The sequence below is a fragment of the Paenibacillus sp. sgz302164 genome, assembly GCF_056120505.1.
Map to the genome: position 1 here is coordinate 16,174 of NZ_JBVYOL010000046.1, position 19,593 is coordinate 35,766.

The 19,593-nt window shown below is 52.5% G+C and carries 22 protein-coding genes, 1 rRNA gene, 1 pseudogene and 1 riboswitch; of the genes and pseudogenes, 4 read left to right on the forward strand and 20 right to left on the reverse strand.

Going from position 1 to position 19,593, the window contains the following annotated elements; genetic code table 11:
- Positions 1-47: 47 nt before the first annotated feature.
- The 7 genes and pseudogenes from AC0LWT_RS37235 to AC0LWT_RS37265 form a co-directional block, all read right to left on the reverse strand.
- Complete coding sequence (locus AC0LWT_RS37235; protein ID WP_474686872.1) at positions 48-197, reverse strand: hypothetical protein; 150 nt, start codon at positions 195-197, stop codon at positions 48-50.
- A gap of 646 nt (positions 198-843) precedes the next feature.
- Positions 844-1,014, reverse strand: a pseudogene (locus AC0LWT_RS37240) (small, acid-soluble spore protein, alpha/beta type); the annotation flags it as partial.
- 116 nt (positions 1,015-1,130) lie between these two features.
- Positions 1,131-1,403, reverse strand: a complete 273-nt coding sequence (veg, locus tag AC0LWT_RS37245) for a biofilm formation stimulator Veg (RefSeq protein WP_474686874.1) — start codon at positions 1,401-1,403, stop codon at positions 1,131-1,133.
- A gap of 386 nt (positions 1,404-1,789) precedes the next feature.
- A complete protein-coding gene (gene yabG / locus AC0LWT_RS37250) occupies positions 1,790-2,638 on the reverse strand; it encodes a sporulation peptidase YabG (RefSeq protein ID WP_474686875.1) in 849 nt (282 codons plus the stop codon).
- Between the two features lie 55 nt (positions 2,639-2,693).
- Positions 2,694-3,593, reverse strand: coding sequence for a 16S rRNA (adenine(1518)-N(6)/adenine(1519)-N(6))-dimethyltransferase RsmA (gene rsmA / locus AC0LWT_RS37255; RefSeq protein WP_474686876.1), 900 nt, complete (start codon positions 3,591-3,593; stop codon positions 2,694-2,696).
- A gap of 10 nt (positions 3,594-3,603) precedes the next feature.
- Positions 3,604-4,140 carry a ribonuclease M5 gene (gene rnmV, locus AC0LWT_RS37260; RefSeq protein WP_474686878.1) on the reverse strand — a complete coding sequence of 179 codons (537 nt, stop codon included), beginning with the start codon at positions 4,138-4,140 and terminating at the stop codon, positions 3,604-3,606.
- Between the two features lie 117 nt (positions 4,141-4,257).
- Positions 4,258-5,397, reverse strand: a complete 1,140-nt coding sequence (locus AC0LWT_RS37265) for a resuscitation-promoting factor (RefSeq protein WP_474686879.1) — start codon at positions 5,395-5,397, stop codon at positions 4,258-4,260.
- 290 nt (positions 5,398-5,687) lie between these two features.
- Positions 5,688-5,888: riboswitch (cyclic di-AMP (ydaO/yuaA leader) on the reverse strand.
- A 282-nt stretch (positions 5,889-6,170) separates the two neighbouring features.
- Between AC0LWT_RS37265 and AC0LWT_RS37270 the strand changes: the two genes are divergently transcribed.
- On the forward strand, positions 6,171-6,914 hold the full coding sequence (locus tag AC0LWT_RS37270; RefSeq protein ID WP_474686881.1) for an ABC transporter ATP-binding protein: 744 nt from the start codon (positions 6,171-6,173) through the stop codon (positions 6,912-6,914).
- Positions 6,911-8,140, forward strand: a complete 1,230-nt coding sequence (locus tag AC0LWT_RS37275; RefSeq protein WP_474686882.1) for an ABC transporter permease — start codon at positions 6,911-6,913, stop codon at positions 8,138-8,140. The genes AC0LWT_RS37270 and AC0LWT_RS37275 overlap by 4 nt, the downstream gene beginning before the upstream one ends.
- Here AC0LWT_RS37275 and AC0LWT_RS37280 read toward each other — a convergent pair.
- Together AC0LWT_RS37280 and AC0LWT_RS37285 are read right to left on the reverse strand one after the other, a co-directional pair.
- On the reverse strand, positions 8,126-8,893 hold the full coding sequence (locus AC0LWT_RS37280) for a TatD family hydrolase (protein ID WP_474686884.1): 768 nt from the start codon (positions 8,891-8,893) through the stop codon (positions 8,126-8,128). The two genes, AC0LWT_RS37275 and AC0LWT_RS37280, sit on opposite strands and share 15 nt — an antisense overlap.
- Positions 8,894-8,921: 28 nt before the next feature.
- A complete protein-coding gene (locus tag AC0LWT_RS37285; protein ID WP_474686886.1) occupies positions 8,922-10,199 on the reverse strand; it encodes an HD domain-containing protein in 1,278 nt (425 codons plus the stop codon).
- Positions 10,200-10,579: 380 nt separating this feature from the next.
- On the opposite strand from AC0LWT_RS37285, the gene AC0LWT_RS37290 reads away from it, so the two are divergent.
- Positions 10,580-10,834 carry an AbrB/MazE/SpoVT family DNA-binding domain-containing protein gene (locus AC0LWT_RS37290; protein WP_188178304.1) on the forward strand — a complete coding sequence of 85 codons (255 nt, stop codon included), beginning with the start codon at positions 10,580-10,582 and terminating at the stop codon, positions 10,832-10,834.
- 326 nt (positions 10,835-11,160) lie between these two features.
- Here the strand turns inward: AC0LWT_RS37290 and rsmI are convergent, their stop codons facing one another.
- From rsmI to AC0LWT_RS37340, 10 genes are all read right to left on the reverse strand, one after another.
- Positions 11,161-12,069, reverse strand: a complete 909-nt coding sequence (rsmI, locus tag AC0LWT_RS37295) for a 16S rRNA (cytidine(1402)-2'-O)-methyltransferase (RefSeq protein ID WP_474686888.1) — start codon at positions 12,067-12,069, stop codon at positions 11,161-11,163.
- Complete coding sequence (locus tag AC0LWT_RS37300; protein WP_474686890.1) at positions 12,070-12,825, reverse strand: tRNA1(Val) (adenine(37)-N6)-methyltransferase; 756 nt, start codon at positions 12,823-12,825, stop codon at positions 12,070-12,072.
- A gap of 80 nt (positions 12,826-12,905) precedes the next feature.
- A complete protein-coding gene (gene yabA, locus AC0LWT_RS37305) occupies positions 12,906-13,247 on the reverse strand; it encodes a DNA replication initiation control protein YabA (RefSeq protein WP_474686892.1) in 342 nt (113 codons plus the stop codon).
- A gap of 66 nt (positions 13,248-13,313) precedes the next feature.
- Positions 13,314-14,117, reverse strand: coding sequence for a PSP1 domain-containing protein (locus AC0LWT_RS37310; protein WP_474686906.1), 804 nt, complete (start codon positions 14,115-14,117; stop codon positions 13,314-13,316).
- A 4-nt stretch (positions 14,118-14,121) separates the two neighbouring features.
- Entirely contained in the window at positions 14,122-15,099 is a 978-nt protein-coding gene (gene holB, locus AC0LWT_RS37315; protein WP_474686894.1) for a DNA polymerase III subunit delta', read from the reverse strand.
- Positions 15,100-15,114: 15 nt separating this feature from the next.
- A complete protein-coding gene (locus AC0LWT_RS37320) occupies positions 15,115-15,561 on the reverse strand; it encodes a YaaR family protein (protein ID WP_474686895.1) in 447 nt (148 codons plus the stop codon).
- A 40-nt stretch (positions 15,562-15,601) separates the two neighbouring features.
- A complete protein-coding gene (locus AC0LWT_RS37325; RefSeq protein WP_474686897.1) occupies positions 15,602-15,931 on the reverse strand; it encodes a cyclic-di-AMP receptor in 330 nt (109 codons plus the stop codon).
- Between the two features lie 46 nt (positions 15,932-15,977).
- Positions 15,978-16,634, reverse strand: a complete 657-nt coding sequence (tmk, locus tag AC0LWT_RS37330) for a dTMP kinase (RefSeq protein WP_474686899.1) — start codon at positions 16,632-16,634, stop codon at positions 15,978-15,980.
- 42 nt (positions 16,635-16,676) lie between these two features.
- Complete coding sequence (locus AC0LWT_RS37335) at positions 16,677-18,182, reverse strand: aminotransferase class I/II-fold pyridoxal phosphate-dependent enzyme (RefSeq protein ID WP_474686901.1); 1,506 nt, start codon at positions 18,180-18,182, stop codon at positions 16,677-16,679.
- Between the two features lie 101 nt (positions 18,183-18,283).
- Positions 18,284-18,481: a sigma factor G inhibitor Gin gene (locus AC0LWT_RS37340; protein WP_474686902.1), complete on the reverse strand. Its 198-nt coding sequence runs from the start codon at positions 18,479-18,481 to the stop codon at positions 18,284-18,286.
- A gap of 140 nt (positions 18,482-18,621) precedes the next feature.
- Here AC0LWT_RS37340 and AC0LWT_RS37345 point away from each other — a divergent pair, with 140 nt between their 5' ends.
- The gene (locus AC0LWT_RS37345) at positions 18,622-19,146 is read left to right on the forward strand and encodes a hypothetical protein (RefSeq protein ID WP_474686904.1); all 525 of its coding nucleotides are present in this window, start codon (positions 18,622-18,624) and stop codon (positions 19,144-19,146) included.
- A gap of 345 nt (positions 19,147-19,491) precedes the next feature.
- Here the strand turns inward: AC0LWT_RS37345 and rrf are convergent.
- Positions 19,492-19,593: ribosomal RNA gene (rrf, locus tag AC0LWT_RS37350) — 5S ribosomal RNA — on the reverse strand; the annotation flags it as partial.

Genomic DNA, 19,593 nt, shown 5'->3' on the forward strand with positions numbered 1-19,593 from the left:
CTGTTGGTACGCCGGCAACGAAAAATTCCTGCAAATGTACAGGTTTTTCAGCGAACATTTGGGTTCAGACTCATTTTGCCCAGAAATTCCTGCACAATTGCAGGCTTTTCCTCAAAATGAACCCCATAAACAGAAAAAGCCTGCACTTTCGCAGGTTTTTCGCTTTGCCAAGCCGCTTCACGAATGCCCGTACCCACAATTAAGGGCCGCCACCTCGGGCTATCCTAACAAAGTATCGCTGGACAATTTAACTTTCGCAGGTGATCCTTACGCAATGCCGGTGATTCAGAACGGCTGCTGCGGCTGCCTGGCCGCATATGAATACCCTGTCTGCCCCTGTACGCCTGAAGCTACCTGATTCGCCTGGAGCCCTTGAGCCTCCTGCGCCGCGTATCCGTAACTGCCACCACCTGGCTGAAGACCCTGGCTCTGCTGCGCAAAGCTGCTTGTCCCTCCCGCGTACGGTTGCGTACTGCTCACCGCTCCTCCGGCGTACAGCTGTGCACTGCCGATCGTCCCTCCGGCATACGGCTGCACACTGCCGACCGTTCCTCCGGCGTACGGTTGCGCACTGCCGACCGTTCCTCCGGCGTACGGTTGCGTACTGCCGACCGTTCCTCCGACGTACGGCTGCGCACTACTGACCGCTCCTCCGGCATACGGCTGCGCGCCGCCGACCGTCCCTCCCGCGTACGGTTGCGTACTGCTGACCGTTCCTCCGGCGTACGGTTGCACACTGCCGACCGTTCCTCCGGCGTACGGTTGCGCACTGCCGACCGCCCCTCCGGCGTACGGCTGCGCATAGCCTCCAGAGCCTTGGCTTACCGGGGCCCCTGGTGAGTACTGCTTGGCCAGCGCCTCCTCCGCAATCTGAATCGCCCGCTTGACCATGTTGCCGGCGTCCTTCGTGCGGATTCCTTCCCAGCCTTCCCGCTGTACCACATCGTAAAAGCCAAGGTCCTTGGCCAGCTCATATTTGAAACTTTCCGACATAATGCTTCTTCTGCGTCCCATCGCTATCCCTCCTGAAGTAAAATAGAAATGTACGGATAGTGTGCCGCATTATCGCCAACTCCATGCAAAGCAAAAGCAGACCCTATGCGGGCCTGCCGTTATGATAATGCGCTAAGCTAATGTTGAATATAGGTGATACGGACTTGTCCGTCATCGTTGCAAACGGTCACTTCCACGGATTCCGTCAAGATATCCGCGTAGCTGTAGGAGACCCGCTTAAATGCGTTGGACTCTTCCAGCTTAACAATAAATACAGAAGGGTAGGTTTCTTCTAAAACACCGGAACGCTCGATAGTCTTTCGCCGACCACCATTTGCTCGCAACATGATCTTCTGCCCGACATGGGGCTCCAAACTGCGTTTAATTTCCAACAGCGCATTTTTTGCCATTGTCAACTACCACCTCTTTCCTTGTTAATTATAACCGATCGCGGCCAAAATGTCAAATTAGGACCAAATATTATATCAGCCCGACAATCCTGTTGTCAACGGCATATCCGCCTAATTTTAAATTTGCTTGGTGTTTAGGTTGCCTCCAAAGATTGTAAATTATTCACTTTTTTTCATGAAATATATTTTCGACATATACGGAGGCATTTAGCACCGAAAACGGATGCCGTCCACACGGCGAATAAAACCAAAGAAAAAGCGCCCAAACGCGAATGGACTTTGCACAAGTCGATTCGCGCCTGGGCGCTTGAATGGATATGCACCGAGCGCAGCTCACAACGCGCGGTATCACAACTGTACGAACGGCGATCGGTCGCTGTTGAGTTTTACACATTTGCCTGCGAGTGCTGAATGCCGGGAATCCCCATCCGGTAGCTGCCTCGCGTATCGACTCCTCCTAATCCGTCTAACCCCGTAACCGTCAAGCTGACGATGTCCAGCATGGAAACGGTATCTTTGACCGACGTATAGGACAGCTTAGCCGCAATACACAAGGGGTCCAGAGCATGAATCAGCACGCGGGCCGGGGAGCTGGCAAAATTCGCTCCGGCCCGCAGCAGCGCTTCAAAATGCGACTGGCAGGCTCCGGCCACAATGATCAAGGAATCGCGATCGCGTTCGTACTGCCTGGCGACCTGAACCGCGCTCACAAAATGAAGCGAATTTTTGTAGCTGCTCAAGTTGTTGATATCGCGGTTTTTACGGTTTTTTATTATGCCGTCATGTCCGGTAATGACGACGATATCCGGCTTGACTTGCGGCAGCAGCCGATACAGCGCATCCGGCATCTGGGCTTCGGGGACGTAAAAGCCCTCCGCAGGCACGCGAAGCTCTCCGTACAGCTGCATGCATTTGCGCAAATAGGCCGGGTCTCCGTCCACATGCAGTATTTTACCCGGCACTTCAAAATAGCTGACGCCGGAGTGCTGATTCTTCTCCTGCTGCTGCTCCCTGGCGATTTCAATTCGTCGCAGCGATTCCCGATATTGCGGGGTGCCCGACCGGAGATGATCCGGCGTGACGCCGCCAAACGCAAGCAAGTCCGTCAGGGGCGCATCTGCAAGCAGCCGGTAATCGACACCCCGCAGCACGGCCTTCACCTGCTCGATACGTTCGATTTTGAAAATGACGTCTCCGCCATAGGATTTTCGGGTAACAAAGTCTCCTTGCCTCATCGCTCAATCCCCTCCTAGGGCTATCCTATGGCGGGGATGGGCATTTGGTGCGGGTTTATTTGCAGCCGTGCGCGCGGAGGGCCGACGACAAGCGTGCGAACTCTTCCATGCTGAGCGTCTCGCCGCGGCGCGAAGGCTCGATGCCGATGCCGTGCAGGAGCGCCTCCAGCTCGGCCTTGGTGTCTTTGGCAAAGAACCGCGCAGCCAGGTTGTTGTAAAGTGTTTTGCGCCGCTGGACGAAGGATGCCTGGACGACTTCGAAGAAGAAGTCGGCGTCCGCCACCTCGACCGGCGGGGTTTGCCGTACGCGCAGCCGGATGACGGCGGAATCGACGTTCGGCTGCGGGACAAAGACGGTGCGCGGCACGATCGTGACAAGCTCCGGCTCGCAGTAGAACTGCACGGCAATGCTGAGGCTGCCGTAGTCTTTGGTGCCCGGGCGGGCCGCCATGCGGTCGGCCACCTCTTTTTGAATCATCACGACGATATTTTCCAGCGGAAGCTTCTCTTCGAGAAGCTTCATAATGATCGGCGTCGTGATGTAATAAGGCAAGTTGGCGACAACGCTGATGCCGCCAACACCGGCAAAATGCTGCCGGAACAGCTCCGGCAGGTCCAGCTTTAACACATCCCCATGCACGACCTGGGCATGGGGGTACGGCTCCAGCGTCTCGCCCAGGATGGGCAGCAGACGCTGGTCGATTTCGATGGCCAAGACGCGCCCAGCCTGCTTGGCCAACTGCTGGGTGAGCGCCCCGATGCCCGGGCCGATCTCCAGCGCGCCCTTGTCCGGGCCGAGCCCGGCGGCGGACACGATTTTGTGCAAAATGTTCTGGTCTACGAGAAAATTTTGCCCGAGGCTCTTTTTCAGCACCAGGTCGTGCTTCTTAAGTATTTCTTTCGTTCTGTTCGGTGTAGCGACATCCTCAGGAAGCGCCCGGTTGGAAGTATTCATGTCACAGCCCTCATTTATTTAGTAATTCTACCGCCGCTTCAAACTCCTCGCGGGTGATTTGAAACATCGCACAGCGCTTGTAAAATTGCTTGCCGTTGCAGTAGCCGATGCCGAGCGCCTTGCCTACCTCCAGCCTCCGGGAGGCCGCTTCGGCGTGGACGATGAGTCCCGCTGCCATCAGGTCCTCCCAGGTGACCAGGGAGACGGCTCCTTCATACTCCGTCCGCAAATTGCTCAGCGCCTGCCGGATCGTCTCCGGCGACGCGTTCTCAACCCCGATGTCGCCCTTGTACTCCGCCTGCTCCTGCGTAATAAAAGCATGCTTGCAGCCGGGCACCTTCGCCGCCACGATTTTGCGGATCCGCTCCCCTGCATGATCCGGATCGGTCAAAATAATAACCCCGCGCCGCTCCTGAGCCAGCGCGATCCGTTTCAGCACGGCCGGACCTATTGCGGAGCCGCCGGTTTCGATCGTATCCGCCTCCACGGCCCGGCGAATCGCTGCGGTATCGTCTTTGCCCTCGACAACGATAACTTCTTTTATCATACAACGTTCCTTTCCCTGTACGCACAAAAAGAAGAGGGGTCTCCTCTTCTTTTGCCATTCGTGAACGACCTATCTATCTATATATACATTCTGCCCATGCAGAAACCGGATTACCCCTTAATTCTCAGTCGGCTTCTTCGGCCCTACGACATAGACGGTATAACCGTTCTTCGTGCCGAATTTGTTGGCATAGTTCTCATCTTCGAAGTAAACGTCGATCGTTTGCCCTTTCACGGCGCTGCCTGTATCTTCAGCGCGCCGGAAGCCAATACCGTCGATGTACACCCACCATCCGAGCGGAATAACCTTCGGATCTACCGCGATCGTTCTGCCTTCGGTGACTGTAGTTCCTGTAAACGTCTTGCCAAACCCGGGGCTGTCCGCGGATTTGCCGGTAGACTCCACTCCCGCCGAATATGCGGTGAGTTTCACGTTTTTGAGAATTTGCTTGTAGCCGAATTTGACGCCATTCTTTGAAATTTCATCCACGCTAGGGGATGAGGCCGATAAAGCGACGACCGGATTTTTCGTGCCGATGGCAACGACTTTTTTCACACTTTCCGTTTGAACCTGTTCATCTACAACTGCTTCGGAGACCAAAACGCCGTCTTCGAATACTTTTTCCATTTTTTTCAACAGAACGCCCTCTTTGCCTTCCTGGACGACCTGTTCCTTGCCTTTGAGCAGCGATGCATCGTTCTTCTTCTCGGTATCGAACGCGATCGGTTCCGTTGTTTCGTTCTGCTCTTTCTTTACCCTGACCACTTTGACTGTATCGCCGGGTAAAAGCGAAGATGCCGGTTCAGGAGTGACTCGGTCAAGCTCCCCAAGTGCAATATGTAAATCCTGCAATGCACTTTCAACCGTTCTTGCAGTTGTGTAAACAGTGGTGGTCTTTCCATCAGCAGTCAATTGAATCGGTGACGCATGATCGATCACGAATTTCTCTCCGCCCTTGATCGGAGTCGTGAGCGCTGCAGAAACTTGATCGTGTTCACCAATCTTAATGGCTTGTTCATCCAGTAGGCGTTGCAGGACCCATTGCTTCGTATGCACAACGGTTTCTTGTCCATTCACAACTACGGATACGCTCTTGGTAGCCGTACCGTACAACAACACCAAAAACATGAAAGTCATAGCGATTGAAATCATACCTAGGCTTAAAATCAAACGCAAGTTTTCATGCTTCCATCGTAGTGCCAAGGACATGCTGGATGATCGACTTACATGGGTCTCGGTTAAAGAGATGTTGCCCACTTCTTCGGTCCTCCTTCAAAGCCTCGCCGCCCGTGTGTTACGCATGATTAAATTAGACGCGACTAAGGTCAGTTTGTGATTAACTTAATAAGCCTCTCCAGCTTTGCAGCGGAGTTCACCCGACAACAACGCGGCCATTACCGGACGCTGCTGCGGTAGTCCCACCTCCTTCGCTTTTCATCCTATGATCATCTAGCCTGCACTATCTCGAAAAAATGAAAAGACCAGCGGAAAGAGGACTCTTCCCGTGGCCTTGTATGCATAGAAAAATACAACCAGACACGACAATCGTTACCTCTCTCGGTACGCTTACGAGGTTAGCTGACGGATTCGGACGTGAGAGTCGCCCTACCTGGACAACAAGCTGCTTGCTCGTTGTCGTTGGATTCACCCCTGATATTCATTCTGCTGGCATTCGGCGGTTGCATGTGCTTCCGAATGTTTGCAGCGGTTCCCCCGTTCCCATAAATGGAACTCAGCGAATGGAAATTTGGCAAATTGGTTATTAAGTTATTATGAAAAGTATATTACGCTGTAAATCTAAACCTGTAAAGGGATTATCGCCCGCTAAAAAGGGCGGAATTCGGAAATAATAAACATTTCCGGCTATAAATCTTGGTCTTTAGTACGTTTTTCTCATTATAACGTATTCTGACGCTTTTTTTCGCAATTCTTACGTTTAAATTAGGCTTTAATAGCAATTTTGTTTATAATGGGGATGGGTGAAATTGGTTCAAAAATGCCAATAATTTGCTGAAAAGGAAGGCCATTCGATGAACCCCATTCTACAAGTCGACTCCCTTTACGGGGGATATCTTCCAGGAAAACCTGTCCTGCACGGACTTACTTTTTCAATCCGCCAAGGTGAAATGATGGGCTTGATCGGACTCAACGGCGCAGGCAAAAGCACGACAATTAAAAATATTCTCGGCCTGCTTCATCCGCAAAAAGGCACGATCCGCGTCAGCGGCCTCACCCTGGCGGAAGACCCGCTCGCCTACCGAGCAGCGTACGCTTACGTTCCCGAATCTCCCGAGCTTTACGAGGAACTGACCATCCGCGAGCATCTGGAGCTGACGGCCATGGCATACGGGCTGACCAAGGAGCAGTTCCTGACCCGATCCCAGGCGCTTTTGGAAGAGTTCCAAATGAAGGACAAGCTGAACAGCTTTTCCAGCCATCTGTCCAAAGGCATGAAGCAGAAGGTAATGATCATGAATGCGTTTTTGATCGAGCCCGCCTTGTACATTATCGATGAGCCCTTTCTCGGGCTTGACCCGCTGGCCATCCGCTCGCTGCTTGAGCTTATGGTCCGCATGAAGCGCAGAGGAGCCAGCTTCCTCATCTCCTCGCACATTTTGTCAACGATTGAAAAATATTGCGACAGCTATGTCGTTTTGCATCGCGGCAAAATGGCCGCCCAGGGAGATTTGGGCGAACTGCGGGTGCAAACCGGGCTTGCCAAAGCGTCGCTCGACGACATTTTTTACGAGCTGGTTCAAGGTGATTCGGTATGAAGGACATGGAGGTCAATATCACCGGTTTATGGCAGCAGCGCCTGGGGCGGTATTTAAAGGAAGCTTCGGGGTACTGGCTCTACGCGGCGCGCAGCAATTTTGTCGGCTTCATGTTGTTTCTTGTCATTATTTCTTCCTATTATTATGCCAAAACGTTGCAGCAGCTTCCGACAAATTATCCGTATCTGTGGATCGCTTTGCTGCTGCTTGTTCCGCTGCTCGGGTCGAGCCCGATTCGAACGCTGGTCCGGGACGCGGACCGCATGTTCCTGCTGCGGATCGAGCGTCAGATGGGCGCTTACTTTCGCAGCGCGCTTCTTTACAGCTTTACGCTGCAAGCCTTCTGGTCGCTGATTGCGCTTGTCGTGCTGTGGCCCCTGTACCGTCACTGCGAGGGTGCGGCCGCTCAGCCGTTCGTCCTGATGCTGATGCTGATCCTGCTGGTCAAATTCGCCAACATATTGGCCGGTTGGTATGAGAGCCGCTTCGTTCACACCTATGCAAGAACGGCCTCCGTCGTATTCCGCTGGGTAGCGTCGCTCGTTATCGTCGCCGTGCAGTTCGACCGCAGCTTCTTTTGGGCGAGCGCAGCCGCGCTCGTTCTGATTTTGCTCTGGTTGGCGGCAGCCCGTTTTGCGGCCGTCTATACGATCGGCTGGGATTATCTCATTGCCAAAGAGAAGCAGCAGCAGGCTCGTCTGTACATGTTCTTCAACTGGTTCGTCGATGTGCCCCAGCTGCCGACGAGGATTGCGCGCCGCAGCTGGATTAGCGGAATTACGCGCTATATCCCTTTCAAGCAGGACGCATCCTATTTATACTTGTACGCCAAAACATTGCTGCGCACGGAGCTGTTCGGCATCGTTCAGCGGATTACGCTGCTCGGGGCGCTCGCCATCTTCGTTGTCTCCGGCGATGTGGCCAGGGCAGCCGCTTTTCTCATCGTGATTTTGATTTCCACCGTTCAATTGACCGGCATCGAGCGTGCGCACCGCTATACGTTTTGGCTGGAAATGTACCCGCTGAACCGGATGACGAAAGCCGGATCGATCGCTTTTCTCATCTGGTGCGTGCTGCTTGTCCAAATCTGTGTGCTCACGATTCCGCTCCTGCTGCGCTCTGCGGCCGTATACGCGCTTGTCCCTGCAGGCAGCCTCCTGCTGGTCTCGTTCATCTGCGGCGTTGTGCTCCGCCGCAAATATCGCACCGCTCTACTTGAGGCCTAGCAGCCGAATAGCATTCCCTGTCGTAATAGCCGCCAGTTCCTCCAGGCTGATTCCGCGAATTTCCGCGGCGGTTTCGGCGACAAGCCGGACATACGCCGTTTCGTTGCGATTGCCGCGGTAAGGATGCGGAGTCAGATAAGGGGCGTCCGTCTCAATAAGCAGCCGGTCAAGCGGCACTTGCGCCAGCACCTCTTTGGGCTGTCTGGCGTTCTTGAACGTGACGGGCCCGCCGAACGAAATGTGGAAATTCATATCCAGACACTGCTTGGCCGTCTCCCAACTGCCCGAGAAGCAGTGCATGATCCCTCCCACTTCCGCCGCCTTCTCCTCTTTTAACACCTGCAAAACATCCTGGTGCGCATCCCGGTTATGAATGACGATAGGCATGCCGAGCTTGCGCGCCAGACGAATCTGTTCGCGGAATACGCGATCCTGTACATCCTTCGGCGAAGTATCCCAATAGTAGTCCAGACCGATTTCTCCGATGGCGACCACCTTTTCGTGCTTGCACAGCTCCTCGATCCATTCCAGATCTCCCGGCTGCATGAACTTGGCCTCTACCGGATGCCAGCCTACCGTCGAATAAATAAAATCGTACCGCTCCGCCAACTCGATCGACGTCGGAATCGTCTCGCGGTCAAAACCGATATTTACGATCCGCGTAACGCCTGCATCCAGCGCCCGCTGAATCATCTCCTCCCGATCCTCGTCAAATTGCTTCGCATTCAAATGCGCATGTGTATCTGTCAGCATGGTTTAAGCTCCTTCGTGATTGTTTGTTCTATTCCCGCAGTCCGATCAATGCCCTTACGTCCGGGTAAGCGGATGCGCTCAAACGGTGAACGATCTCCTCCGGGTAATAAACCCGGTGCTTTCCTCTGTGAATGCCGCTGATCGAGCGGACGATATCCGATTTTTGCGTAATTTCCGTCAATTGATCTTTGTGATTGAGCAGCAGGATCGGCAAATTCTCATCGTTTTCACCGGGCCTGTATACATCATAGGAAAGGTTCGACGGAGAATCGATTTCCATATAAGAGGCCGGATCGAGTCCCAGCTCAAGCATCGCCTGCTCCATATGCTGAAACACCTTTTGGTCGACGTCTTCAAACGCGCTGTATTTGAACAGCTTGCGGTTCAGGAACCTTTTGCACAGGTCGGACAAAACCGCATCGCTCTCCGAGCTCCAAAACACCAGCATCGTCTGCATCACCGATTCGTCAAGCAGGATATAATCTTCCAGGGACAGCTTGTTCTGAATCAGATGCAAAATAGGCTCGACCATGAAAGCGAACGCGTACTGCTCTTCATATAAATATTTGGCCCGCTGAAAAATTTTGTTCAGTAAAATTTCCGCACTGCGGGTAACGGGGTGAAAATAAACCTGCCAGTACATTTGGTATCTGGACATCAAATAATCCTCGACCGCGTGCATCCCGCTCTCTTTGACGACGATATGGCCCTTGTACGGTCTCATCACACGCAAAATCCGCTCCAAATCAAACGTGCCATAGTTCACACCCGTAAAATAGGCGTCCCGCAGCAAGTAATCCATGCGATCGGCATCAAGCTGGCTGGATACAAGGCTCACGACAATTTCCTTGCTGTACGATTTGCAGATGACCCCGGCGACTTGCTTGGGAAAATCGGGGGATACGCGGCGCAGCACTTCGTTAACTTCCGTATTCCCCAGAACGATCCGGCAGGACCAATCCTCGTGGCGCGTGCCGAACGCTTTTTCAATGGAATGGGAAAAGGGGCCGTGCCCCAGATCGTGCAGCAGAGCCGCACAAAGACAGAGCAGCCGTTCTTCCTTCGGCCAGTCTTCATAATGGTTGCGTTCAAATTGGGAAATGATTTTTCGGGTCACTTCATAGACTCCAAGGGAATGGGAGAAACGGCTGTGCTCGGCGCCATGAAAAGTCAAATAGGAGGTGCCAAGCTGTCTGACCCGGCGCAATCGTTGAAACTCCCGGGTGTTGATCAAATCCCAGATCGTGTCGTCCTGCACATAAATGTATTTATGAACCGGATCTTTAAACACTTTTTCTTCTTTCATACGGGGCCACAACCTTTCTACTTTATTATTTCGACATTCTTTCGACAAATTCATTCCGGAACTTTCGACATGATTTGTCGAAAATAGTCGAATTCTAGATTCCAGTTTTCAAAGTATGATGCCTGTCCGGGGTTAACGATATTTTTTCGCTTTTTTGTGCTAGCCTATGTAAGATATTACTTACAAATCCTTATTGTATAAGGGGTTTGTGTTTTATGAACTAAAGCTGAAAATTGAAATTTTTTACGTTTAGAGGTATAATTTTAAGAAAATATGGTTGACTATTTTGGGAATGGTTGGTATCATAAGTAATGAAAATATTGTCGAAACATGACGATAAACTTTAATAGACTTCATAATTGGGAAGGGGACCTTCATATATGTTGAAATCCACCGGTATCGTGAGAAAAGTTGATGAATTAGGACGCGTTGTTATTCCAATCGAGCTTCGCCGTACGCTTGGCATTGGCGAGAAAGACGCTTTGGAAATTTATGTTGACGGTGAACGCATTATGTTGAAGAAATATGAGCCTGCATGTATTTTCTGCGGCAACGCCGAGAACGTTACTTATTTCAAAGGAAAAATTGTTTGCCATATTTGTTTATCAGAAATGCCAACACCTGTGACAAAATAAGAAAAATAGTATATAATAGAAATATCACATTCCCTTTAGGTAATTCTAACCTTTTTCATATCTCCTCTAATCTCTAATTTGTCGGCTTCGGCCGCGGATTAGAGATCTTTTTTTGTCCGGAATATTTCCGGGAATCCGGGCGGAGCCGGAGGCGGAAAACCGGATGCGAAAACCGAGAGACCACCGAGGATGAAGCTCCGGCCGGGGCAGCCCTTCGCCGGCCAGGGGTCTGGCGGGCGGAGTTCATCAGACGGACTCCTGGGAGTCTGTCCGATGAACCACGTAGAAGGCATAGTAAAATGACAGTAACTCCGCCCGCCAGACTCCTAGCGCTCGAGCAGCGCGTTGTACACGTCCCGCTTGGACAAGCCGCGGTCCGCCGCCACGAGCTTCATCGCTTCCTTGCGCTCGCTGCCGCGCTCGACGTAATGCTCGACGTGCTCGCCGAGCCCGAGCGCCTCCCACCAAGCGGCGCCCGCCGCCAGCGCGGCCGCCTCCGATGCGCCTTCGGCGATGACGCAATATTCGCCCTGCGGCGGATACTGCGTCAAATGCCCGAGGCACTCCGCGATCGTGCCGCGGACAAATTCCTCGTACCGCTTCGTCAGCTCGCGGGCGAGGCAAATCCGGCGCTCCGCCCCCCACACTTCCGCCATGCGGGCAAGTGTTTTCTCGACGCGGTGCGGCGATTCGTAGAACAGCAGGGTGCCCCGCACCTGCTGCAGCTCCTCCAGCACCTTCGTCTGCTCCCTTTTCTCCCTGGGGAGAAAACCGACGAAGGTGAAGCGGTCCGTCGGCAGGCCTGATGCAATCAGCGCCGACAGGGCCGCATTCGCGCCGGGGATAGGTACCACCGGCACGCCTTGCTCTACGGCCATCCTCACCAGGTCGTAACCTGGATCGGAGATGGCCGGAAGCCCAGCATCGCTGACCAGCGCGATGCTCTGCCCCTCAAGCAGCAAGCGGACGAGCTCCGGTCCGCTTGCCTGCTTGTTGTGTTCGTGATAGCTGACGAGTCGCGTTGCGACCTCAAAGTGCGTCAGCAGCTTGCGCGTTTGCCGCGTGTCTTCGGCGGCAATCAGATGCACTTCCTTCAGCGTGCGGACCGCGCGGAAGGTCATGTCTTCGAGGTTGCCGATCGGCGTGGCGACCAGATACAGCGTTCCCGCGCCTCCTTGGTCGGCCGCGTAGCTTTTTTGCACATTTACATTCTGGCTCAACTTGGGTTCCCTCATTTACTGTAAAGAGGCCCTGCCTCCGTAATAAACTTCCTTCAGTTCTTCGCAGTACTGCTCCTTTTCCGTGTAGACGATTAACGGCGGGAGCGTGCGAATCTCCGGCTTGCCGTCTTTCATGCCCTCGATGAGAATCATCATCGCTTCTTCGCCGGCGCGGGCATGCACGTAGCGAATCCGTTTCGGCTCTATGCGGTATTGCCTCATCAGGCAGCAAATATCAATCAACCGGGTGGGCCGGTGCACCATCGCCACTTTTCCTCCGGCTTTCACCAGCCTGGCGCTGGCCGCTATGACATCTTCCAGCGTACAGTGGATTTCATGTCTTGCCGCCGCAATATGTTCGTTCACGTTCTGTTCGCCATTGGGTACGGGCAGATAAGGCGGATTGACGGTGACGACATCGAATCCCCCGTGCCCCAGCGTCTGGTGAATCGTCCGCAAATCCCCCCGGATCATATGCAGACGCTCTTCCAATCCGTTCAGCAGCGCATTGCGCGCCGCCATATCCGCCAGTCTGTCCTGAATTTCCACGCCCCAAATCTCCGCGCCGCTGCGTGTGCTGAGCAGAAGCGGAACGACGCCGTTGCCCGTGCACAAATCCAACATGCGGCCTTTGGGCGATACCGAGCAAAATCGCGCGAGCAGCACAGCATCCAACGAAAAGCTGAACACTTGATCGCTCTGGATTATTTTTAAATCATGCGTCAATAATTCGTCGATTCGTTCCGTAGGTAATAAAGATACTTGAGTCATAAGTTTTGGCTTTCAGTTCCTTTCATGATCCTCTTGATCGAAAAAAACCGTAAGGAATTGTCTCCCTACGGTCAAACGAGCTATTTATTTAAGAAGGATAAGCAAAACAGACAGTCCCCTTCCGTTCGAAGGTGCCCGTAATAAACATTGCAAATATGAAAGCCTTCATTATAAAGACGCGCCAGGTTATCGTATCCTGCGCCAATGACCGGAACTTCCTCTATGCCTGCTCCTTCCGGCTGCTCGGCATCGGCTTCCTCCTGCCGGATCAGCTTTCGCAGCTGAGCATTCTCTATGCTGAGCCGCTTGTTCTCTTCAAGCAGGGCTATGACTCTCTTCTTAAGAGCGCCGAGCTCGGCATAGGTGGCACCCATCCTGTCTTCGATTTCATCGATCTGCTCGAAAATATCTTGTTTATCCACGATTTCACCTCTAGTAGCCATGCATGCCTGTCCGGCCGTTCATCCGCGAACCCGTAAATCAGACGTCTACTCTTGTTCTACCACATCATCGAAAGGCAGGTCCATTACCTTGCCAAGATCAAACAATTGAACTTTAGCGGTGCGCTCGCTCAAATTCAGTCCGAGCACCTTGCCGTTTCCTAAAGAAGTGATCACGTGTCTTCCGACTGTCGGAAGCGACTCCTTGGCGCTTTCATAGTTGTCATGCTCGTACTTCAGACAGCACATCAAACGGCCGCATAAGCCTGAAATTTTCGTTGGATTGAGCGAAAGGTTTTGATCTTTCGCCATCTTGATGGAAACCGGCTCGAAATCGCCCAAAAACGACGAGCAGCAAAGAATCCGCCCGCAGGGGCCAATGCCGCCGAGCATTTTGGCCTCGTCACGGACGCCAATTTGGCGCAGCTCGATGCGAGTCCGAAAAATACTCGCCAAATCTTTAACCAGCTCGCGAAAATCGACGCGCCCTTCCGCTGTAAAATAAAAAATAATTTTATTGCGGTCAAACGTGTATTCCACATCGACGAGCTTCATTTTCAGATTGTGATCTTTTATCTTCTCTTGGCACGTTTGAAACGCGTCCTTGGCAGCTTTCTTATTTTCTTCGACCAAATCGGCATCTGTATGATCCGCGATCCGGATTACCTTTTTGAGCGGCAGCACGACATCGTTTTCTTTGACGTTTTTTTTGCCGACGACGACTTTCCCGTATTCCACACCGCGCGCCGTTTCAACAATAACGGCATTTTCTTTTTCGATCGGCAAATCGATCGGGTCAAAATAATATATTTTACCCGCTTTTTTAAAGCGGACGCCTACTACCGAATACAACATGTTACACCCCCTGCATCTCCACGAGCATTTTTTCCACAACCAGCTGTGAATTGGCATTAAAACGCAGACGTTTTTGCAGATCTACGGCCTGCTCCATCATTCGCACCCAATCTGACACGTCCCGACTGAATGCAAGGGAGCCCATCCAGTCCAGCTGATCATGGTAAATCAGCTTATCTCTGCGCTCCAGGCGCAGCTGTACCATATCTTTAAACCAGAGAATCAGCAGGTCGAAAAGGCTCGACACGCGATCCGCCAGCTCTGTTTTCATAATCTTTTGCTGCACGGTAATCATCGAAGAAGGGAAACGGGTCAGCGTCTCCTTCGCTAATTGTAACACTACGCTTCTCATTTCTGCAAACCAATTCGAGCCTATGAGCTCTCTGGCGGCCTTCAATCCTGCCGTCAAATAGGCAGCAGGATGCACCAGCCCGGCAGGATGGCCCTCCTGCAAAAGGGCGGCGATCATCTCGTCGCGAGGCATCGGCGTGAACGAAATCCACTGCGCACGGGATTGAATCGTCGGCAGCAGCGCATTGCCGTTCTCCGTAATCAGAATGGCGACCACGCGCGAAGTCGGCTCTTCCAGAAACTTCAGCAAGCTGTTAGCCGCTTGTACCGTCATTTTGTCGGCTTGCTGTAAAACGTATATTTTAGTGCCCGAGGCCGTCGCCCTGTAGGCGAATTCTTTTTGCAGCTCGCGGATTTGCTCAATTTTGATCGAAGCCCCGTCAGGCTCCACCACGTGCAAATCCGGATGATTGCGGTGCTCGACTTTACGGCATTCGAGGCATTCGCCGCACGCATCGTCGGACTTGTTTTTGCAGTAAATGGCCTTCGCCAGCGCAAACGCCATTTCGGTGCGGCCTGTTCCTACAGGCCCGCTGAATATATAGGCATGGGACAGCTTGTCCTGCCGCAAGCCGTTTTGCAGCAACCGCTTGGCCGCAGCTTGGCCATGAATGGCATGAAAGGACATATTAGTTCTCTCCGTTTAAAATAACAGGTTAATCAGCATACCGCGGATTTCCCCGATTTTATGCAAAATGTCGATACGTCCCTGCTCGCTTTCCAGAAGCTCGTCCGCCAGAGCCAAGAGCCCAAGGTCGATTTCCTCCAGCAGCTTATACCGCTTCGAACGGCCGCGGCGGTCCCAGCCTTTCGTATCTCGCAAACTGACTCCGCGGCGAACGGTCTCTTCCAGAAACTGCTTGACGAGCAGCCTGTACTGGCGCAGCTCCCTCACCGTCATGGATCGGGCCAGACGATCGCCCTGCAGCGAAATCTGCTGCATCATTTTCGTCAGCTGCTCCTGCGTCACTTTCTCGTCGTTCTGATGCATCAAGTCGGAGAAATTCCGGGGTGCCGTCTGTGGAGTCGGGACGTTATCGGTTACTTTGACGTTTTTTCCAATGGGCTGCCACCCCGGGTTAATTTTCAAGGCTCATCCATCCTTGTATTTAAAATAAAATCGTTCCTGCTTAAAAATGCTCGAACCGCTCGACCGGCAAAACAAACACCGCGGCGCCACCCACTTGAACTTCCACAGGAAATGGAATGTAGGAATCCGTCGTTCCTCCCATAGGCGATACCGGTGTGACAAGCTGCTCCCGAATTTTACAATTGGCGCGAATAACTTGCAGCACCTCTTGTACTCTCTCATCTTCCGTTCCTATAATAAATGTAGTATTTCCGGCTCGCAGAAAGCCGCCCGTACTTGCCAGCTTCGTGGCGCGGAATCCTTCTTTGATGAGCGCATTGGAAAGACGGTTACTGTCTTTGTCTTGAACAACGGCAACGACCAGCTTCATGGGTGATTCCTCCTCTTCATTATAAACTATGTTTGGGTTTATTGCCTTAGCCGGAAAGATGTACCTCCAGCAAACGTTTACAATCAGCCAAAATGTCTTCGGCGATCGCTTCTTCGCCCCGATTGGCATCTACGACTTTGACTCGCTCCGGCTGATCGGCGGCAATTTGATGAAATCCGGCCCGTACCCGGTTGTGATACTCAAAACCTTTTTGCTCGATTCGGTCCAACTGCTGCTCCGCACCCGAGCCGAACGCCCGCTGATGAAGCCTCGACTGGCTTATCTCTACCGGCACATCCAAAATATACGTTCGTGTCGCCTGCAAACCTGAACTCGCGTAATGGTTGATCGTCTTGACGATAACTACATCGACGCCAAGCCCGTAGCCCTGATAGGCGACACTGGCGTCGATAAACCTGTCGCAAAGCACGATACGCCCCTGCGCAAGAGCCGGCAGGATCAATTCATGAACATGCTGCGCCCGCGAAGCCGCATAGAGCAGTACCTCGGCCTGATCCGTCATCTCTTGATTCTCAGGCGACAAAATAAGACTGCGGACCTTGTCGCTGATTGACGTACCGCCCGGTTCCCTTGTTACTACAACGTCGTGTCCGAGCTCCCGCAGCGCTTCTCCCAACATGCGCAGCTGCGTCGTCTTTCCCGCGCCGTCCGGACCTTCAAACGTAATAAATATTCCTTTCACTCTGACCCTCCTGCATCTGCTGTACCACTTGCCTGTGATGGTTTACGAGTATATCTTAAGCCTCTGTGTCTGTCCGAATGCTGTTCCTTGAAATCGAATCCCGCTGCTCGCCAACTGCTGCAAAGCTTCTGCTGTTGTTGCCGTAACGACTTCACCCGGGTAAAGATACGGAATTCCGGGCGGATAGGGAATAACCATTTCCGCGGAGCGCTTGCCTATTGCATGTTGGACGGCGACGGAGCTTGTATCCATGTACGGTTGACCTTCATTCCGCAAATTTTGCAAATCAAACGCGACAGGCAGCGAAATTGGCATGAATGAGGGTAAGTTATTTATATTCGAGATAGCGGCTTGAAGTTCCTGCTTACGCAGCTTGCCGCTTGAACAAATGTTGCATAAAACTTGATATACGCGGTTTACATCTGCTTCCGTTGATGCCGGAGTAAACAGCAGCAGCACCTGCCTGGCATCCGCCATTTCCACAAAACAGCCTTGCTCCTCCATCGCATCTCTTAACTCCGGCCCTGACAATGTGCCTGTCGCATCGTAGATGCATATTTTAAATGGATCGGCCGTCGTATACCCATTCCCGCCACAGCTTGGAAAATCATGCGGGCCGTATGCCAACTGCGGCAGCTCATCCAGCAGGGCTCTAAACCGCTTGATCGCCTGAAGCCCTTGCTCCACCCAAGCTCTTCCTTCCGTATGCATGCGTTTGCGCGCCAAATCCAACGAAGCCAGGAGCGGATAAGAAGGACTGGAGCTTTGAAGCATGGCCAAACGCTGTTTCAACGCAGCCCGATCCACCCGGGGGCCCTGTACGTGCAGCATCGCGCCCATCGTCATGGCGGTCAGCATCTTATGTGTGGACTGCACGACAACATCGGCGCCGCTCGACAAAGCCGAAGCCGGCAGTTCCTCATGAAAGCCGTAATGCGCTCCATGGGCTTCATCCACCAGCAGAGGCTTCCCCTGCTCATGCATCAATTCGGCGATCGGCTTCAAATCTATGCCCATGCCATAGTAATTGGGGTTCGTTACGAGCAATGCTTTTGCCTCGGGATAATCCACCAGCGCCTTTTTCACATCGTCGATATGAATTCCTGCCGCAACCCCCATTCCCGGGTCCCACACCGGCGACACAAACACAGCCCTTGCGCCTGCAAGCATAAGCCCGTGTATGACCGATTTGTGCACATTCCTCTGCACCAGAATCAAGTCACCGCGGCCGCATACGGCCGTAATCATGGCCAAATTGCCGACCGTGCTGCCTCCGACGAGAAAATAAGTCTCCTCCGCACCAAAACAATCGGCGGCCAGCCGCTCCGCCTCCAAAATCGCCCCCTCGGCCTGATGCAGATCGTCAAGCCCCGTAATTTCCGTATAATCTATGGACATTATCGCTTCATAGTGATTTCTCGCCTCCGGCAAAACGCCCTTGCCTGATTTATGCCCAGGCACATGGAGGCTGACAGGCTTGGTTCGCTCATGCGCAATCATCGCCTCAAAAAGCGGAGCCTTTGACCGGTCCAGCGGCTGCTTCGACATTATAGCTTGCTCCTCTCCTCGCTGCTCTTTTTATATAGTAGAGGAAAGAAGCCTAAAAAACAAAAAGCTTCCCGAAGAAAGCTTTAAAACATACGAATACCTCACATATAAGTCCCTGCTTTGCCTGTGAGGAAAACCTTTTTCATCTGCCGCACAAAAAAAGGGTACTTTTTGTCTCTGACATCGGTTCGCACCATCTCGCTGCTGCAATCATCGCACAAAAAAACGGAAATGATCCGAATACCTCCGGTACGCTGCCGCTCGCAAATCATACAGATCCCCATCTGATTCTCTTCCATTAGGCTCACCTCAACCCTGATTCTTTCCTGCTAGTATACCCAAATCTTGTTTCTCCTAAACTAGCTTGGCGCTCATATTTTTGAAGGATTTTGCCGATATAGGGTATATCCGCTTTGTTACTTGCCTTATGGAGGTCATCATGTCCAATCAAGATCCGAATCTGTCTAAAGATTCTACGATTTACAGCTATAAATTAATGAAAAGAATGTACCACTCTATTTATAAAATAGTCCTGTACTTTATATTCTTACTCCTTCTCCTCTGCTATAATCTGGACCTCCATGATTGGCTGCCGCTAGTGCTTAGCTACCCGATTCTCGTCGTCTTTCATGCGCTTCTGATACGTATCTTCTTTCAGTACACAATCGGCAGCGCTATGAGAGGCTGGTCTTTCAGGTGGGGTATTTTCTGGTGCGGGATTTTGCCTGAAGGCAATGCCTCGATTCGGCTTGTAAGCAGAGTGCAGCTGCACTTGTTCTGGATCGGATTAGTCGCAATCCTTTTACTATATCCCTGGATTCCGACAATTTGGCTTAAATATTTCGCCATCTTCCATATATGGATGCTGATGCCTCGCCTCTGGATGCTCTTTCGCTTCCGCCCTTTCCGCAAAATGGGACTTATTAAAATTACGAGTAAAGATACCTCCTGCTATATGCAGTGATTAGAAGAATGCGAGGTATAGTGGTGCGGCATCGCTCCGCTTCCGGCCCGCGAAACTGCTCGGCAGATCAGGGCTGGGCTGGACCGGACCGGGCAGCTTATGCTATGAAAGGACTCAATCACGGTGATGGGCGCTTCCGCTGGATTTTGTGCAATGCTTGGGGCCCACTCAGGGGGATTTTTCCCGTCCAATGGCAGACGCTGTCCGGGATATAAACCGAGTCTTTCATTGTGCAAAATGCAACGAGAATAGCGCTGTGCCCGGGTTTCACTTGCATACAGGCTGACCTGCCGGAAATACAAAAAAAGCCTTCCCGAGATTTCTCTCAAGAGGGCTTTTTATAGTGCTTGGCAACGTTCTACTCTCCCAGAACCCTTCGGTTCAAGTACCATCGACGCTGGAGGGCTTAACGGTCGTGTTCGAGATGGGAACGCGTGGATCCCCTCC

Coding starts and splice junctions, on each gene's coding strand:
- AC0LWT_RS37275 (WP_474686882.1), top strand. CDS start 6,911: ATGAAGGACATGGAGGTCAATATCACCGGTTTATGGCAGCAGCGCCTG.
- rsmI (WP_474686888.1), bottom strand. CDS start 12,069: ATGAGGGAACCCAAGTTGAGCCAGAATGTAAATGTGCAAAAAAGCTAC.
- AC0LWT_RS37345 (WP_474686904.1), top strand. CDS start 18,622: ATGTCCAATCAAGATCCGAATCTGTCTAAAGATTCTACGATTTACAGC.
- veg (WP_474686874.1), bottom strand. CDS start 1,403: ATGGCAAAAAATGCGCTGTTGGAAATTAAACGCAGTTTGGAGCCCCAT.
- AC0LWT_RS37285 (WP_474686886.1), bottom strand. CDS start 10,199: ATGAAAGAAGAAAAAGTGTTTAAAGATCCGGTTCATAAATACATTTAT.
- holB (WP_474686894.1), bottom strand. CDS start 15,099: ATGTCCTTTCATGCCATTCATGGCCAAGCTGCGGCCAAGCGGTTGCTG.
- AC0LWT_RS37335 (WP_474686901.1), bottom strand. CDS start 18,182: ATGTCGAAGCAGCCGCTGGACCGGTCAAAGGCTCCGCTTTTTGAGGCG.
- rsmA (WP_474686876.1), bottom strand. CDS start 3,593: ATGAATACTTCCAACCGGGCGCTTCCTGAGGATGTCGCTACACCGAAC.
- AC0LWT_RS37290 (WP_188178304.1), top strand. CDS start 10,580: ATGTTGAAATCCACCGGTATCGTGAGAAAAGTTGATGAATTAGGACGC.
- AC0LWT_RS37340 (WP_474686902.1), bottom strand. CDS start 18,481: ATGGAAGAGAATCAGATGGGGATCTGTATGATTTGCGAGCGGCAGCGT.
- AC0LWT_RS37270 (WP_474686881.1), top strand. CDS start 6,171: ATGAACCCCATTCTACAAGTCGACTCCCTTTACGGGGGATATCTTCCA.
- AC0LWT_RS37280 (WP_474686884.1), bottom strand. CDS start 8,893: ATGCTGACAGATACACATGCGCATTTGAATGCGAAGCAATTTGACGAG.
- yabG (WP_474686875.1), bottom strand. CDS start 2,638: ATGAGGCAAGGAGACTTTGTTACCCGAAAATCCTATGGCGGAGACGTC.
- rnmV (WP_474686878.1), bottom strand. CDS start 4,140: ATGATAAAAGAAGTTATCGTTGTCGAGGGCAAAGACGATACCGCAGCG.
- AC0LWT_RS37325 (WP_474686897.1), bottom strand. CDS start 15,931: ATGAAGCTGGTCGTTGCCGTTGTTCAAGACAAAGACAGTAACCGTCTT.
- AC0LWT_RS37300 (WP_474686890.1), bottom strand. CDS start 12,825: ATGACTCAAGTATCTTTATTACCTACGGAACGAATCGACGAATTATTG.